Annotated in this window: 12 protein-coding genes; 1 reads left to right on the top strand and 11 read right to left on the bottom strand. The window is 62.6% G+C overall.

From position 1 onward, the window contains the following. Nucleotides 1-39 precede the first annotated feature (39 nt). The 11 genes from AB7828_RS17110 to ygfZ all read right to left on the bottom strand — a co-directional run bounded on the left by AB7828_RS17110 (nucleotide 40) and on the right by ygfZ (nucleotide 13521). Nucleotides 40-1377: an amidase gene (locus AB7828_RS17110; RefSeq protein ID WP_231079189.1), complete on the bottom strand. Its 1338-nt coding sequence runs from the start codon at nucleotides 1375-1377 to the stop codon at nucleotides 40-42. Between the two features lie 71 nt (nucleotides 1378-1448). Then, nucleotides 1449-2417 carry an ABC transporter substrate-binding protein gene (locus AB7828_RS17105; RefSeq protein ID WP_441230698.1) on the bottom strand — a complete coding sequence of 323 codons (969 nt, stop codon included), beginning with the start codon at nucleotides 2415-2417 and terminating at the stop codon, nucleotides 1449-1451. 31 nt (nucleotides 2418-2448) lie between these two features. Continuing rightward, nucleotides 2449-3306 (bottom strand): ABC transporter permease, encoded by an 858-nt coding sequence (locus tag AB7828_RS17100; protein WP_441230697.1) that lies wholly within the window; start codon nucleotides 3304-3306, stop codon nucleotides 2449-2451. Beyond that, nucleotides 3303-4085 carry an ABC transporter ATP-binding protein gene (locus AB7828_RS17095; protein ID WP_089265846.1) on the bottom strand — a complete coding sequence of 261 codons (783 nt, stop codon included), beginning with the start codon at nucleotides 4083-4085 and terminating at the stop codon, nucleotides 3303-3305. The genes AB7828_RS17100 and AB7828_RS17095 overlap by 4 nt, the downstream gene beginning before the upstream one ends. Nucleotides 4086-4408: 323 nt before the next feature. Further along, nucleotides 4409-6100, bottom strand: a complete 1692-nt coding sequence (locus tag AB7828_RS17090) for a thiamine pyrophosphate-dependent enzyme (protein WP_441230696.1) — start codon at nucleotides 6098-6100, stop codon at nucleotides 4409-4411. Between the two features lie 186 nt (nucleotides 6101-6286). Beyond that, complete coding sequence (locus AB7828_RS17085) at nucleotides 6287-7795, bottom strand: flavin-containing monooxygenase (RefSeq protein ID WP_441230695.1); 1509 nt, start codon at nucleotides 7793-7795, stop codon at nucleotides 6287-6289. A 144-nt stretch (nucleotides 7796-7939) separates the two neighbouring features. Beyond that, nucleotides 7940-10633, bottom strand: a complete 2694-nt coding sequence (locus AB7828_RS17080) for a DUF2339 domain-containing protein (RefSeq protein WP_441230694.1) — start codon at nucleotides 10631-10633, stop codon at nucleotides 7940-7942. 127 nt (nucleotides 10634-10760) lie between these two features. Further along, nucleotides 10761-11267: a tyrosine phosphatase family protein gene (locus AB7828_RS17075; RefSeq protein WP_231079197.1), complete on the bottom strand. Its 507-nt coding sequence runs from the start codon at nucleotides 11265-11267 to the stop codon at nucleotides 10761-10763. 75 nt (nucleotides 11268-11342) lie between these two features. Continuing rightward, nucleotides 11343-11969, bottom strand: a complete 627-nt coding sequence (locus AB7828_RS17070; RefSeq protein ID WP_439065046.1) for a YfbR-like 5'-deoxynucleotidase — start codon at nucleotides 11967-11969, stop codon at nucleotides 11343-11345. Nucleotides 11970-11996: 27 nt separating this feature from the next. Further along, entirely contained in the window at nucleotides 11997-12623 is a 627-nt protein-coding gene (locus AB7828_RS17065; protein ID WP_441230693.1) for a DNA-3-methyladenine glycosylase I, read from the bottom strand. 13 nt (nucleotides 12624-12636) lie between these two features. Continuing rightward, complete coding sequence (gene ygfZ / locus AB7828_RS17060) at nucleotides 12637-13521, bottom strand: CAF17-like 4Fe-4S cluster assembly/insertion protein YgfZ (protein WP_441230692.1); 885 nt, start codon at nucleotides 13519-13521, stop codon at nucleotides 12637-12639. 150 nt (nucleotides 13522-13671) lie between these two features. On the opposite strand from ygfZ, the gene AB7828_RS17055 reads away from it, so the two are divergent. Beyond that, on the top strand, nucleotides 13672-15006 hold the full coding sequence (locus AB7828_RS17055) for a dihydroorotase (protein ID WP_441230691.1): 1335 nt from the start codon (nucleotides 13672-13674) through the stop codon (nucleotides 15004-15006). Nucleotides 15007-15072: the final 66 nt, after the last annotated feature.

Raw genomic sequence — 15072 nt, 5'->3', positions numbered from 1 at the left:
AGGTGAGGCCCTCGCCCGAGACCGGGCGAGGGCTTCTTGCTATTTGATCTCCGGCAATCCCGGCGAAAACGCCAGCGCGCTCTCGATCCACTTCGCAACACGCAGCGTGCGCAAGTCGTTCAGATAGGTGCCGACCACCTGCAGGCCGAGTGGCAGATGGTTCTTGCCGAACCCGGCCGGCAGCGACAGCGCGGGCACGCCGATCAGGGTCCATGGCGCGCAATATTCGGCGTCGCCGGTATAGCTCAGCCCTTCCGGTGCTTCGCCATAGGCCGGCAGCGTCAGCACCGCATCGTAATTCGTCATCTGCGCGGTGAAATCCGCACGCAGCTTCATCTGCAACGCCTTGGCCTTGAGATAGGCTGCCGCGCTGATGGCGCTGCCGGTTTCCACCAGTTTCTTCAGGTGATCGCTGGTCTTGTCAGGGTAGCGTGCGACGAGATCGCCAAAGATCACCGCCCCTTCGGCGGCCAGAATGATGTTGATCGCGTCCCAGTTGCTGCGATCCAGTTCGGGCAGTTCAAGTTCCTCGATCGACGCGCCGGCGCTGCGCAGTCGCGCGACAGAGGCCTCGAACACCTGTTGCTGTTCGCTCTCGGCCTTGGCGAATTTGGCAAAGCGCACCACTGCGAGACGTGGTGACGGCAGCGGCGGTACACCGCGCTCGACGGAGATTTCGAAACCCGGCACCGGCGCGCCATGCGGATCGCTGTCGCTGGTGCCTGCGATCAGTGACAGCGCATAGGCGACGTCATCGACCTTGCGCGCGAAGAAGCCGATGTGGTCGAGCGACTGGCTGAGGTGGTGCGCGCCGCTGCGGGGGATAGCGCCGAAGCTCGGCTTGAAGCCGACGACGCCATTGAAGGCGGCGGGGCGGACGATGGAGCCCAGCGTCTGCGTGCCCAGCGCCAGGGGCACGATACCGGCGGCAACAGAGGCTGCGGAGCCGGAGGACGAACCGCCCGGCGTGTGCTTGCTGTTCCAGGGATTGGTGGTCGGGCCAGGATGGCGCCAGGCGAATTCGGTGGAGACCGTCTTGCCGAAGATGGTGGCGCCGAGATTGCGCAACCGTTCAACCACCCAGGCATCGGCCGATGGCACGTGATCGGCATAGACGGCCGAGCCGTTGGTTGTCGGCATGTCGGTGGTGGCGATGATGTCCTTGATGGCGACGGGGATGCCGGAGAGCGGCCCCGGCTTGCGCACAGTGTCGGTGGGGAGGACCTCAAAGGCCTTCAGTATGGGTTCGGCAGCCTTGGCCTGTGCGAGCCGCTCCGATGCGTAGTGATCTGCCGCAGATGTGTTGCCCTTGAACAGCCGCAGCAGGTCCAGAACCCCCGCGCCAGATGTTGCAGTGCGCGCGGTTGCATTCGTCATGTCGTGTCGTCCTGAACGTTTCTTCTGGGATCAAGAGAGGCGCGCAGCCGCGAGGCTGCGCGCCTTCGATATTACTTCATCGCCAGTGCGGGCTCGATATATTTCTTCACGACAAACTTGTCATAGTCGGGCTGGGCCGCGAGATTGCCGAGCGCGATCTGGGTGTCCATGGAGATCTTCAGCGATGGCGCAGAAATATCGACGCTGTCCGGATAGACGCCGTCGGCCAGCATACGCTTGACGGCAGACTCGATCACCGCGGGATCCAGCGTTGGAAATTCCTTCTGCGCAATGGCCACGGTCCTGGCAGGATCTTTCTTCATGAACCGCATCGCCATTTCCATACCGTTGGTGACGCGCTGCGCCAGATCCGGATTGACGTCGTTGCGTGCGGTCACCGACGAAAATGCATAGGCGCCGTAGCTCTTCGGGAAGCCGTAGACCACCTTCATTCCCTTGGCGACAACCTGATCGAGGCCGGGTTCATACATCACGGCGACGTCAGCCTGCTTGGCGAGGAACGGACCCGGTTCGCTGCCGATCGCGACGGGGATCATCTCCACATCGGTCTTGCCGTCCATGCCGTTCTCTTTCAGTAGCTTCAGGAACAGCGAGGTGCTGGTGGTCGGCATGGTGCCAACGACCACCTTCTGGCCCTTCAGGCTCTTGACGTCAGTGAATTTGAAATCCGGCGCGGTGGCGATCCACACCGCGGCGCCGTTAACGACGTTGGCGATGACGCCGACCGGCGCGCCCTTGGAGGCCGCAATGGCGGTCCATTCCGGGCCATGGATCGAGAATTGTGCGCTGCCGGAGATCACTGCCGAGAGTGCGACTGTGGGCGAGCCCGCGGTTTCCTTGGTGAGGTCGAGGCCCTGCGCGGTGAAGAAGCCCTCATTGATGGCGACATAGAGCGGCAGGTACAGCATCGACTGGAAGGCCTGCGACAACACCACCTTCTTGTTCTGCGCCATCGCTGGCGTGGCGAGTAAGACTCCAGCCAGCGCGACTGCGCCGGTGATACGCTTCAACAACGACATAGAACGTCTCCGTTATGGTGGAAGAGAGGGGTTAAACCTGGACCTGATGCGAGGTGGTCGCCTGCTTCCACGGCAGCGAGGTGCGCTCGATGATGTCGATGACGTAATAGAGCACGAAGCCGAGGATCATCAGCGTGAACAACCCGACCCAGACCGAGTTGAGGTCGTACAGGCTGGAGGCGAGGAAGATCATGTGGCCGAGGCCGCGCTGCGACGAGATGAACTCGCCGACAACGGCGCCGACCAGGCCGAAGCCGATATTGATGCGGAAGGTGGCGATAATCGACGGCAGTGTGGATGGCACTACAGCCTTCCAGAACACCTGATGCTTGTCGGCGCCCATGGAGATCATCAGCGACTGCAGATCGACGTCGGCATCCTTGGCCGCCTGATAAGCGGCGATCAGCGCTACCAGTGCAGTGAGTGAAACAGCGAGTGCGACCTTCGATATCAGGCCGGTGCCGAACCACAGCACCACGATGGGCGCGAGCGCGATCTTCGGCACGGAATTGATGGCAACGATGAAAGGCTCGACCAGCTTCGCGACGAACACCGAATACCACAGCGCCAGACCGAACAGCGATCCGAAGATGGTGCCGATGATGAAGCCCAAAATGGCCTCGAACAGCGTGTACCAGGAATCCGACAGCAGTTCGCCGCTCAGGACCAGCTTGTAGAACGTGGCGAAGATGCCAGATGGCGACCCCATCAAGAATGCCGAGATATAGCCGGCATGGACGCCGAGCTCCCATAGCGCGAAGAACACTGCGACGGCGAGCAATTGCAGCACGGCGCGGCCGAGCGTGGTGTCGAAGGTCGATCGCTTCTTGCGGGACTTGCGCGGTGCGGTCTTCTTGCGCGTGGATGTGCCGGACATCACGAGGCTCATGACGTTGTCTCCGTCTGGATATCGAGTTCGGCGCAAAGCGTCTTGAAATAGGTCGAGAATTTCACGTCGTTGCGCGCGGTGATGGGTGAGGTTGCCTCGATGTCGATCTCATGCACGACCTTCACCCGTGCCGGGCGGCCGGACAGCACGACGACGCGCTTCGACAGCGCGACCGCTTCGTCGATGTCATGGGTCACGAGGATGACCGTCTTGTTGAATTTCTGGACTGCATCCTTCAGCACGCCTTCGAGATACAGCCGCGTCTGATAATCCAGCGCCGAGAATGGCTCGTCGAGCAGCAGGATGTCGGGATCCATGATCAGCGTGCGGATCAGCGCCACACGCTGGCGCATGCCACCGGACAGGGTCTTGGGATAGGCATTCTCGAAGCCGGCGAGGCCGAACTGCTTGAGATACTCGCGCGCTTTCTCCTCGGCCTCCTTCTGGTCGACGCCGCGAGTCTCCAGCCCGAGCAGCACATTGCCCATCACCGTGCGCCACGGAAACAGCAGGTCTTTCTGCATCATGTAGCCGACGCGGCCGCGCAGACTTTCGATCTCCTTGCCGCGATAGGTGATAGTGCCGCCATCGGGCTCCAGCAGGCCTGCGATGATGTTGAAGATGGTCGTCTTGCCGCAGCCGCTGGGGCCAATAATGCTGACGAAATCGCGTTCGTTGATGGTGAAAGAGAGATCGTCGAGCACATTGACGTCGCCGCCCTTGCCGGCAAACGACTTGCTGATGTTCTGGACGGTGAGTTGAACTTGTTTCGGTGGCATGATGCGGTTTCCTGGGTACCGCACATACGCAAGCTGCGTGCCATCTTGGGCGCGAAAAAGCCTCAAGCAATCGCGCAGGTTTTCTGCTGAGTGCTTGAGGCTTGAAGTGTTTTGCTCCGGCTTTGGGCAGGCTGGATTTATTCTCGGCGATAAATTGAGCAGGTGTGGCGAAGTGTATTTTTGGCGAACACTTTAGGCGACCTTGCGCTCCGTTCTCTCGTTCGTCATGGCCGGGCTTGTCCCGGCCATCCACGTCTTGCTCGCCTCGGCCAAGACGTGGATACGCGGGACAAGCCCGCGCATGACAGCTGATAGGTCCGAGATCAGCCAGTCACCGCCATCACTGCTTCCTTGATCTTCGCCAGCGCGTAATTGCCCACCATGGCGGCGTCCACATGCGGCAGGTTCGGGATCTCGTCGGCGGCGACCACGCAATCGACGATGGCGGGTCCGTCACAGGCCAGCGCGTCGGCGATAGCCTTTTTGAGATCGCCCGGCGCTTTGGCTGTGAAGCCCTGAGCGCCGCAGGCGCGGGCCAGCGCGGCGAAATCCGGATTGGGGAATTCGATGGCCTCGCGGAACGGCGCCAGGCCAATGCTTTCGGCTTCCAGCGTGATCAGGCCCAGGGCGGAGTTGTTATAGACGATGACCTTGATGGGCAGCTTGTGCTGCACAGCCGTCATGAATTCGCCCATCAGCATGTTGAAGCCGCCGTCGCCGGTGAGCACGATCACCTGCTTGCTGCGATCGAGGATCTGCACGCCGTTGCCCTGGCCGACGGACGTGCCGACCGCGGCATTGTTGAACGAGCCGATGATGCGCTGGGTGCCGTTCTGGCGGATCCAGTTCGCCGACCACAGGGTGTTCAATCCGGTGTCGAACACGAAGATTGCATCGGGCCGTGCCAGATCGCTGGCGATGCGCGCGACGGCCTGCGGGTGGATCCTGTTCTTGCTGCGCGCAGGATCGGCCTGCTTGTCGAGCATCTCATCCCACTTCTTGCGGGCGTGACTGGTCGTCTCGAAGAACTGGCCGTCGGTCTTGGTCTGCACCCTGTCCAGCAGCATCTTCAACGCGGGGCGTGCCGAGCCGATGACGCCGAGGCTCGTCGGCGTGCGCCTGCCGAGTGCTTCGGCGCGCACATCGATCTGGATGACATTGCCCTTGCGCGGCAGGAAGTTGGAATAGGGATAGTCGGTGCCCACCATGACGAGCAGGTCGCAATCATGCACGGCATTGTAGACGGCCTTGGTGCCGATCATGCCGAGCCCGCCCATCCATCTGATGTCATCGAACGCCATGATCTCCTTGCCGCGCACCGAATGCACCAGTGGCGCCTTCAGCTTATCGCTGAGTGCACGCAGGAGTTCGGCGCTGCCGATGGCGCCATGGCCGCACATGATGACAACGCTGCTGGCTTCGTCGATGCGGCGGGCGGCTTCCTGTATGGCGGCATCATTCGGGAGGATCTCGCCGCGTGGCACCAGCGTGGCAAGGCTCGCTGTCGCCCCTTCGGCTTTCGACGACAGCACGTCGACAGGCAGCGTCAGATGCGCGACGCCAGGCCCTGCATAGGCGGTGGAGATGGCCTGATGGATCACGCCGGGCGCCTGCGCGGCGGTGGTGATGGTCTGGGTGTAGAGTGCGACGTCGCGAAACAGCAGGTCCGGCTCGGTGGTCTGGAAAAAGTCGACGCCTTTTGCTGCTCGCGCCATTTCGCCCGAGAGTGCCAGCACCGGGGCGTGATCGCGCGCCGCTTCATAGAGACCGGCGACGAGATGCGTGCTGCCGGGCCCGGTGGAGCCGGCGCAAACGCCGAGCTTGCCGGTGAGCTTGGCCTGGCCTGCGGCGGCCAGCGCCGCGCCTTCCTCGTGCCGTACCCCGACCCATTCGATCTTGCTGCGCCGGACCGAGTCCGCCAAAGGATTAAGCGAGTCGGCGATCAGGCCGAAAATCTGCTGTACGCCAATCGTCTCAAGAACATGGACAATCTCATCCGCGACAGTTTTCGACATTGGGGGCTCCGATTTCTAGAATTGGCTCTCCGCCGGGAGGCGGGCTGATGCAGCAATGCGGTCGGTCCAATTGTGATTGGAGCCGAATGGTCGCACTGCAGCAATAGCTGAACCGCGAAACGGTTTCATGATGGTCAATTATGTTTGCGCAATGCTTGGAGAAATGCGCGATGTGTTGAACGTTTGTTACGTGTATCGGAAGATCGGATCGTCATAGGCGATGGCCGGAAATACGTCCTTGTCGCTCCAGTAGTCCTGGTTGTGCTGCCACTTCTGCTTGTCGCCGCGTTTCGGCAACAGGTGCATGCCGCGCATGATGTAGCCCGGGTTGAAGTCCTCGGGGTCGATCCATGACAGCAGCGGCATGTCGCGATCTTCGGGCCGCAACTGCGGCGTGATCGTCGTGACGCTGGTTGTCTCCATATGCTTCAGCAGCCCGCAGACGAAGTCGGCCACGAGATCGACGCGCAATGTCCAGCTGGCACGGAGATAGCCGAAGATCCACACCATGTTCGGCACGCCGGTGAACATCATGCCGCGATAGGTCACAGTGTCGGAGAAGTTCAGCGGCGCGTCATCGATGGAGAAGGCGATATCGCCGAGCATATTGAGATTGAAGCCGGTGGCGGTAACGACCACGTCGGCGTCGATCGTCTTGCCGGATTTCAGCGTGATGCCGTGTTCGGTGAAGGTCTCGATCTCATCGGTGACCACTGTCGCCTTGCCGGCCTTGATGCTCTGGAACAGGTCGCCATCCGGAATGAAGGCGATACGCTGTCGCCATGGTCGGTAGCGCGGCGTGAAATGTGTGGCGACGTCGTAGTCCTTGCCGAGATAGGCCTGCACGCCCTTCAGCAATTCCTCTTTCACCACCTCCGGCTCGCTGTTGGTCCGCTTGGTGAAGGTGTGCTGATCGAACAGGATCTTGCGGCGGACGATCTCATGGACCCATTCTTCGTCGACATCCAGCTCGCGCAGCGTCTCTGCCAGAGCGTTGGCATTGCGGCCGGTGATGAAGAAAGTCGGCGAGCGCTGCAGCATGGTGACTTCAGCGCATTTGTCGGCAATGGCCGGCACCAGAGTCGCTGCAGTCGCACCGGAGCCGATCACCACGACTTTCTTGCCGGTGACGTCGAGATCCTCCGGCCACGTCTGTGGATGCACCATGCGGCCCTTGAACCGGTCCATGCCCGGCCATTGCGGCGTGTAACCCTGATTGTGGTTGTAATAGCCCTGACACATCCAGAGAAAGCGCGTGGTGAAGAACAGCGTCTCGCCGGTGTCGTGACGAATGACGGTGAGCATCCAGAGCTTGTCGTCATTCGACCAGTTGGCGGACAGGATCTTGTGATTGTAGCGGATATGCGTGTCGAGGCCGTTCTCGGCGATCACATCGCCCATATAGCGCAGGATCTCCGCGGCGGTGGCGATGGGTGCCGAGGTCCATGGTTTGAAGCGATAGCCGAAGGTGTGCAGGTCACTGTCGGAGCGGATGCCAGGATAACGATGGGTATTCCACGTGCCGCCGAAACTGCCCTGCGTTTCCAGAATCAGAAAACGCGTATCGGGATTTTGCTTCGTCAGATGATAGGCGGCGCCGATGCCGGAGATGCCGGCGCCGACGACTATGACATCGACATGTTCGGCTGCGTTTTCGACGGACGAATCTGTGGTGATCTTTCCCTGGACGTTCATGGGCTCCCGATCTTTTTTTGGCTCTCGCGCTTGGTGCGCGGATGCTTTTATGCGGCGATCCCCGGTTTAAGGCCGGGGATCGCCGCGGTCGGTATCATTGACGATCGCAGGGAATGTGCAAGTGGGAATTGCGCTGGAGAGGCGTCAGCTTTCTGCTGCAGGGGCCGCAGCGGGTGACTGTGTGCGTCTAGAGAACAGGATACGCTGATACAGCCAGCCAATAGCCACCAGCACGAGGCCGAGGCACATGAAGGACAGTGCACGGTAGACGCCCGTCAGCGACGACATATCGACCAGGAACGCCTTGAGGATCGTCAATGCGATGACCACGGCGGAGGCGAGCCGCGCGCGCTGCGAGTTGAACAGGATGCCGATGCCGAGCAGCACGACGCCAAAGCCCAGCCACGCGATCGACAGCGTATATTGCTCGGCATCGGTGATCGAGGCGTTGTAGAAAATCGGGCCATGATAGATGCGGCGGATTTCCAGCGTCACATACATCAGGGCTAGCACCAGCGCGCCACCGGCGATGGTGTTGCCGTAGGCCGGCTTGCGACGGCCGGCGACGGCATAGGACAGCAGCAGAGCGAGCACCGCGGGGAGGGCATAGCCGAGCAGCAGCAGGTTGATGACCATGCCGCCCACATCGATGTGCCAGATGCCGGGATTGGTGAGGAACAGTAACCCGCCGAGACTTGCGACGCCGGCGAACAATGTCAGCAGCCCGGCACTGACGCTGTGAACGATGCTGCGGCTCCGCTCCCACAGGCGTTCCAGTCCGATTGCCATGGCCAACGCGACGCAGATCTGCAGCGCGACCTCGGTGAGGCTTGAGGAGGACCGATAGACATCGCCGCCATTTACGAAGTGGCGGATCTCCATAAAGGCCAGCAGCACCGTGAACAGGATCGCTGCGGACTCCACCATGCGCAGCGGTGCATCATCGCCGCGCCGGCGCATCAGGATGCTGGCGGCCCAGAACGAAGTAGCGGGCACGCCGTAACCCCATAGCAGCCAGTTGAAGATCGGCGTGGTGCCGACGAGATCTCCGACCACGCGCGGCTCCCATCCCATGCGGGCGACGACAATGCCGGCGAGGATGGCTGCGAGCCAGCGCAGGAACGGGATCGGCCGCTGCATGGAGATCCAGGCTGTGCCCAGCGCCATCAGCGACAGTGCGATGGTGAGCCAGCCTTTCTCCAGTGCAAAGGTCAGCCCCAGCGCCAGCGCACCGAGCGTACCGGTGGCGAACAGCGCCGTGGAGATCGCGAGGCCCGGACGTGGCTCGCGCTTGCCGAGCAGTTCGGTGGCGGCCGCGAAGGCTGCGCCGATGATCACGGCGAGAATGGCGAAGGGGATCGAGCGATCGAGATGCGCGATGCGGGCATAGAGCGCGATCAGCAGCGCCAGCGGCGTGAATACCGCTGCGCCCGACCAGATCACCGGAATAACGGCGCTAACGGATCGGCCCTGTGCGAGGAAGCCGAGCACGCCGAAGCCGAGGGCGAAAACCGCCGCGGAGGCGAGATGCAACGACACCGAGCTTTCCACCGGGCTGGCGCCGATGCCCGCCAGTGGCCCGCCGGGCAGCACCAGCATGTCGAGATTGCCCTGGATGGCCCATTCCAGGAAGACCACGGCGACGACGCCTGCGGCCACGGCAACCGCCGCGGTGGCGGCCTGAGCGTACCAGGCGACGAACAGCGTGCCGGCGACGATCAGCGCGAAGGTCACCATGGCGATGTCGGCATGGAAGCTGGAGAGCACCACCAGCGTCGCGCTGAGCAGGCTTGCACTGAGCGCGCCCGACGAGATGCCTTCGATGCGGCCTTCTTCGGCCGGCGGACCATACAGGAAGCCGCAGACGACCAGCAGTGAGGCCAAGATGAAGCCGGCCAGGACATGGAACGCATGGAGCGCGAGTGCCGGTGTGCCGGCGTCGAGGCCCGGCAGGGTCCACAGCGTCGCGAAGACGATGGTGGTCAGCGCCAACCAGCGCCACAGCCGGATACGCGCGAGAGCGAAGGCGGCCGCCATGACGATGGCGAGATAGATATACAGCGCCCAGTAATCCGGTTTGCCGGACGACACCAGCACCGGCGTGACGAAAGCGGCGGCGATGCCGAGGCCGGCAAGGGCCGGGCCGTGCAGCAATGCCGCGGCCATGGTGCACATGGCGACGATGCCGAGCAGGGCGAAGGCCGTGCCGGGGACGAGGAAGTCGTACAGCGCATAGGCGGCGTAGACGGTGGCAAAGGCGACGGCAGTGCCGGCCGCTGTGAGGATCGCCGGAATATTGGCGATGGGCAGCGGTGCAATCGCAGACAGGCTTTCCTTGCGGCGCGCAAATTCGCCGACGGCAAGCAGTGCCAGGGCGAACAGGCCGCCGAGCAGCACGCGCACTTCGGGGCCGAGCAGGCCGGCCTCGATGGAATAGCGCACCATGAAGAAGCCGCCGAGCGCCAGCGTGAGGCCGCCGACCCAGACCACCCAGCGCGTGCCGATGCGTTCCTCGAAGCCGGGGCCAGCCGCAGGGGCTTCCACAGGCGCGGCGGGTTCGGGCGTAGTATGAGCAGGGACATCCGGCTGGATCGAGGGGGCAGCTTCGCGGGTCACCTCGGTTGGAGTCTCGGATACGGCAGGGGCGGATGCAATGTTCGGCGTGGTCGGTGTGAGGTCTGGCCTTGCGACGGCGGCCGGCATTGCCGCGACGCGCGGCAGCGCCTCATAGGCATCGAATCGGGCGCGCAGCACCTTCACTTCATTGCGCGCCTTGCGCGCGAAGATGAAGGCAACGATGGCAATCACTAGCGTGACGAAACCGAAATCATCGAACATCGACTATCAAACCTTCAGGAAGCAGGGCACACGCCAATCATGCCCCGGAACGGCGCCCGGGGACATGGCCATCGGTATGTGTTGTCGTGGAGAACTTTAGTTCACGCGCCGCGCGTAATTGCTGGAATTAATCCAGATCGAGGCGAAACGGCTTGCCGATCACGGTCAGATTGCCGGGGCCCATCTCGTCGAGCGCGCGGACCATGCGGCCGCCGCGGCCCAGCGCCTTGTCGGCGAGAGTCACGAGCAGGCGGTTGGGGGAGGCGATCGGCGAGGCGGCGCGGATTCGCAGCGCGATGTCGCGCTCGTCGCGGTCCGGATTGAGCATGCAGGCGGCGGCAAAGGCGCTGGCGGTGGAACGCGAGATGCCGGCATAGCAATGGATCACCAGCGGCGAGGCGCGATCCCAGCCGCGGACGAAGTCCAGCACCTGCGTGATGTGACCTTCGTTGGGCGCGACAAAGCCGTCCATCACCTCGGTGATGTCGTCGACCTGCACCCTGAGATGATTGGCCTCGCTGATCGACGGCGGCCGCTGCACCTGCGCGACATTGGCCATGATGGTGAGCACGTGGCTCGCGGCCGTGTCCTTCACGGTGGGATGCAGATCGGCGAGCGAGCAGACGTGGATCATCGGGGAACCTTTTGTTGAGCGTCGTTATAACGCTCCGTTCTCTCCACGTCATGCCCGGGCATGACGGAGTTTAAATTACGCCAGCAGCGCCTCAAACCTTGCCAGAAACCGCTTCTCAGCCTTCCCCGCCGACCACGGCGTCAGGTAATCTTCCACCATAGCTTCCGAGAGGCCGGGATCCTTGCCGAACAGACGCTTTGCCTCGGCCTCCTTAAATCCCGCAAGCCGGGTTGCTTCCAGATAGGCGGCGCCCATATCGGCGGCCTTGATCTGTTTGGTGATCCCGGGCTCCAGCGCTGGCGGCAGGCCGAAGCGGATGTGGATGGCGCCGAGCAGGCGATTCTCGATCACCTTGTAATCGCCGCCGATCACCGCCTTGAACGGCGAGATCATGTCGCCGATGACATATTCCGGCGCGTCATGCAGCAGGGCTGCGAGCCGCACGCGCTCGTCGGCGCGCGGCATCTGCTCGCGCAACACGGCTTCAACCAGCAGCGTGTGCTGTGCTACCGAGAAAATATGCGCGCCGTGGGTCTGCCCGTTCCAGCGCGCGACGCGCGCGAGCCCGTGGGCAATATCGGCAATTTCGATATCCAGCGGCGAGGGATCGAGCAGATCAAGCCGCCGGCCCGACAGCATGCGTTGCCAGGCGCGGGTGGCGACGTCGCGGGAAAATCTTTGGTCGAATTTCGATTTGGCCATCGGTTCTTGGTCTTGAGTTTCTTGTTACTACTTCGCCTTGAGGCGCGGCTTGCGCTTCAGGCCCATGCAGGCCTCGTGGCAAAAGCAGGTCACGAGATGGTCGTTGACCATGCCTGTGGCCTCCATAAAGGCATAGACGATGGTCGGGCCGACGAATTTGAAGCCGCGCCCCTGCAGGTCTTTCGAGATCTTGGCCGATAGCGGTGTCGAGGCCGGCACGCTGCCATGGGTCTTGAAATTGTTGACCAGCGGCTTGCCGTCGACGAAGTCCCACAGATATTTCGAGAAGCCGGCGCCTTCTTCCATGATTTTCAGATAGCCCTTGGCGCTGAGGATCGCGCCTTCGATCTTGGCGCGGTTGCGCACGATGCCGGCATCGTTCATCAGCGCATGAACTTTCTTCTCGCTGTAGCGCGCGATTTTTTCCGGCTGAAAGTCATCGAATGCTTTGCGGAAATTGTCGCGCTTGCGCAGGATGGTGATCCAGGAGAGGCCGGCCTGGAAGCCATCGAGGATCAGCTTCTCGTAGAGCGCGCGGTCGTCATATTCCGGGACGCCCCATTCGGTGTCGTGATAGGCGACATAGAATGGATCTTCACCCGGCCACGGGCAGCGCGTCTTGCCGTCGTCATGCGTGATCGCGGGTTTGCTCATGCCGAGATCTTTTTCATGCGGGGGTCTTCTTCGTGGCCAGTGCGCGTACGGCAGCGGCGTCGGCGAGATGAATGGCGATGTCGCCGGCCAGGAAAGCGGCATCGGCATCGAGAGCATCACTGGCGCGGTCGGTGCGGATCATGGCGAGGCCACGGCCATCGGCAGACGAGCCCATGGTGCCGATCGGCTTGTCCGCGGCGCGGATTTCGGTGCCGGCGGCCGGCGCCGCGCCATCCAGCGTGACGCCGACAATGCGCGTGCGCGCGGTGCCGCGATGCTGCATGCGGGAGACGACCTCCTGGCCGATGTAACAGCCCTTGTCGAAATCGACGCCGGCGAGCTTGTCCATATTGGCTTCGTGCGGGAACGCATCGCCATAGGCGAAATCAGCTCCGCCGCGTGGCACGCCGAGCCTGATGCGGTGCGCTTCATAGGCTGATGCATCGACCAGTTCGGCACCGACCAGCGCGGCCGTCTTCGGGACGAGATCGGGCGGCACGAGGATGCGATAGCCAAGCTCCGCATTGCGCGGATCGGCGAAGGTCAGGTCCGGCTTCATGCCGGGCTCGCCATCCCACACCGCAAGCACGCCGAGCGCGTCGGAGAGATTCTCTACCGTCACCTTGGCGCGCAGCTTGTAGAAGCCGAGCTTGGTGGCCAGCGGTTGTGCCAGTTCGCGCGGGCAGTCGATCAGGAGCCCGCCGCCATGGCCAGCCGGTGCTTCGGTGATGAGGAAGTCGGCGATGATCTTGCCCTGCGGCGTCAGCAGCGCGCCGAACCGCGCGGTGCCCGGCGTCACCACCTCGATCTCGGAGGTTACGAGGTTGTTGAGGAAACCGCGGGCGTCGTCGCCGGCGATTTTCACCACACCCCGATCGGGGAGAAACGCTGCTTTCATTGGGAAAATCTCGAAAAATCCAATAAACGAGCCAGGAAACGAGGGTGAATCACGGCTGGCGGATATGACAGCTAAAGTTAAGCCGCTAAGATGCCGACAACAAGGCCTGCGCTCATCCTGCGCGGCATTCACAGGCTGTGACGAGACCAGATGACCCAGACATTCGATACGATTTTGAAGAACGGCACCGTCGTCAATCAGGACGGCGAGGGCGTGCGCGATATCGGCATTCGCAATGGCCGAATTGCGGCCATCGGATCGCTCGGTGCGGCCTCGGCCGCTGAAGTGATCGACTGCAAGGGGCTGCACATCCTGCCGGGCGTGATCGACACCCAGGTGCATTTCCGCGAGCCGGGCCTCGAACAGAAGGAAGACCTGGAGACCGGATCACGCAGCGCCGTGATGGGCGGCGTCACCGGCGTGTTCGAAATGCCGAATACCAATCCGCTGACCATCGACGAGGCGACCTTCACCGACAAGGTGAAGCGGGGTCATCATCGCATGCATTGCGATTACGCCTTCTTCATCGGTGGCACCCGCGAGAACGTGCAGGACCTGCCGGAGCTCGAACGCGCGCCCGGCTGCGCCGGCGTGAAAGTATTCATCGGCTCGTCCACCGGTGCGCTGCTGGTTGAGGACGATGACAGCCTGCGCCGCATCTTCCAGGTCATCAAGCGCCGCGCCGCCTTCCATGCCGAAGACGAATATCGCCTCAACGAGCGCAAGAACCTGCGCATCGAAGCCGACACCCGTTCGCACCCGGTTTGGCGCGACGAGACTGCGGCGCTGATGGCGACGCAGCGGCTGGTCAACCTTGCGCGCGAGACCGGCAAGCGCATCCATGTTCTGCATATCTCGACGAAAGAAGAGATCGAATATTTGCGCGACCACAAGGACGTCGCGTCCTGCGAGGCGACGCCGCATCATCTGACCATGGCGGCTCCGGAATGCTATGAGCGTCTTGGCACGCTGGCGCAGATGAACCCGCCGGTGCGCGATGCCAGCCATCGCGACGGCATCTGGAATGGCATCAGTCAGGGCATCATCGATGTGCTCGGCTCCGACCACGCGCCGCACACGCTCGAGGAAAAGAAGAAAATCTATCCGGCGTCGCCCTCGGGAATGACCGGCGTGCAGACGCTGGTGCCGATCATGCTGGATCACGTCAATGCCGGCCGCCTGTCGCTGGCACGCTTCGTCGATCTGTCGAGTGCAGGTCCCGCGCGGCTGTACAACATCGCCATGAAGGGCCGCATCGCGGCGGGCTATGACGCCGACTTCACCATCGTGGATCTGAAGCGCACCGAGACCATCACCAATGACTGGGTAGCCTCGAAGGCCGGCTGGACGCCCTATGACGGTGTGAAAGTCACCGGCTGGCCCGTCGGCACCTTCGTGCGCGGCCGCCGCGTGATGTGGCAGGGCGAACTGGTCACGCCGTCGCAGGGCGAGACGGTGAAGTTCCTGGAGACGTTGAAGGCTTGAACTCTTCACCCTCCCCTGGAGGGGGAGGGTCGATGCGAGCGAAGCTCGCAGCGGGGTGGGGTGAAA

This window comes from Tardiphaga sp. 215_C5_N2_1 (genome assembly GCF_052076055.1).
In the GTDB taxonomy this organism is placed as follows: Bacteria; Pseudomonadota; Alphaproteobacteria; order Rhizobiales; family Xanthobacteraceae; genus Tardiphaga; species Tardiphaga robiniae.
This window is presented reverse-complemented; position numbering and strand designations above follow the sequence as displayed.